The sequence below is a fragment of the Thioalkalivibrio halophilus genome (genome assembly GCF_001995255.1).
Classification (GTDB): Bacteria; Pseudomonadota; Gammaproteobacteria; order Ectothiorhodospirales; family Ectothiorhodospiraceae; genus Thioalkalivibrio; species Thioalkalivibrio halophilus.
Window position 1 is genome coordinate 1 of sequence record NZ_MUZR01000085.1, and the last position, 1704, is coordinate 1704.

At 63.7% G+C, this 1704-nt stretch carries 1 protein-coding gene and 1 pseudogene; both read left to right on the forward strand.

The features are described from left to right. Positions 1–128 (forward strand): annotated as a pseudogene (locus B1A74_RS14095) (geranylgeranyl reductase); the annotation flags it as partial. Positions 129–182: 54 nt separating this feature from the next. Next, positions 183–1361, forward strand: a complete 1179-nt coding sequence (locus B1A74_RS13810) for a radical SAM protein (protein ID WP_026288967.1) — start codon at positions 183–185, stop codon at positions 1359–1361. Positions 1362–1704: the final 343 nt, after the last annotated feature.

Consider the following 1704-nt stretch of genomic DNA (forward strand, 5'->3'; position numbering starts at 1 on the left):
TCGTTCGCCCGCGGCGTGCGTTTCTCAATCAGCACTGGCGCACGCCGCGGGCGAACGAAGACGCAACGCAGCGCCGTGGATGGATTGCATTTTCCGAGTATTTCGACGATGGTGATCGGGCCGCGTAACCGGGCTCGGTCGACGGATGCCCCGCATCCCCGAGACAACGCTGGAGGAAGACAATGAGTGCAAGTGCAGAGGACATGGTCGCGCCGGTAAACTTCTATCGGCCGGACTACCACATCAAGACCCCGGACATGCGTTCGCCGGAGTACGTGCAGATGTCCACGGCGGCCGCGATCACGCTGGGCCTGGTGCCGGGGACCATGCATCGCACGTCCTGCACCCACTGCCTGAACCTGCTGGTTACCTATCCGGAAGGCTGCCGCGCCAACTGCTCCTACTGCGGGCTGGCGCGCCACCGCGAGGAATCGCGTGACTACGCCGACCGCAACTTCATCCGCGTCGACTGGCCCACCGCCAAATACGACGAGGTGATCGAGCGCGTGAAGAACAACGCCGACGCCGGCCAGTTCGAGCGCATGTGCATCTCCATGATCACCCATCCCAACTCCGATGCCGACACCGTCGAGCTGCTGGAGAAGTGGGTCGCCGAGGTGAATCACATCCCGGTGTCGATCCTGTCCAACCCGACCACCATGAGCTATGAAGACCTCCAGCTTCTGCGGGACAAGGGCGCGGACATCTTCACCGTCGCGCTGGACGCGGTGACCCCGGAGATCTTCGAGCGTACCCGCGGCAAGTCGGTCGAGAGCCCGCATACCTGGGACAAGTACTGGCAGTCCATCGAGTGGGCCGCCGAGATCTTCGGCCCGGAGAAGTTCGGCGCCCATCTGATCTGCGGCATGGGCGAGACCGAGGAAGAGATCCTGCAGGTCTGCCAGCGCATCCGCGATCTGGGTGGCCACAACCACATGTTCGCGTTCTTCCCCGAGGAAGGCTCGCTGATGGAGGACTGGAAGCCGGTCCCGCGCGACCAGTGGCGCCGCGTACAGCTGGGCCGCTTCATCATCGATTATGCCGGCGGCCGCATCGACGACATGAAGTTCAACGACGACGGCCAGGTGGTGGACTTCGGTCTGCCGCAGTCCGAGGTTGAGGAACTGATCGCCTCCGGCAAGCCGTTCCAGACCTCCGGGTGCCCCGGCAAGTCGGACGAGGAGGTCTCGGCCTGCAATCGCCCCTATGGTGATTCCAGCCCGACGGACATCCTGTCGTTCCCGTTCGCGCTGAACAGCAGCGACGTCGGATTCGTGAAGCGGCAGATGGATGGCGAAGACGTCGGCACCTTCGACTTCGACGCCGACGATGAGGCCGAGGACGAGACATCGGTCCGGTAAGCAATAACCATCAAGTCCCCGACGAAAGCCCCGCCCTGCGGGGCTTTCGCACGTCAGGGCGCCGATAAGCGGTTTTGAATATTCAGGTTTCGAGCGGCAGGGGGGCCGCCGAAATTTCGCGCGGCAGGGGGCCGCCGAAAAAGATGCCCGTCCGTATGGTCAGCGGTGCGGGTATCCCGAGCCGATGGGGGAGCCAATCCGCCCCCGGCTACAACAAGAAGACCACCAAAGGAGACAACAATGAAAGCACGCTTCATTCGCCGCAGCGCGATCACGATGGCGGTCGGCCTGGCTCTGGGCGCCGCCGGCACTGCACAGGCCACCAACGGCTATTTCGCCCATG

Coding starts and splice junctions, on each gene's coding strand:
- B1A74_RS13810 (WP_026288967.1), top strand. CDS start 183: ATGAGTGCAAGTGCAGAGGACATGGTCGCGCCGGTAAACTTCTATCGG.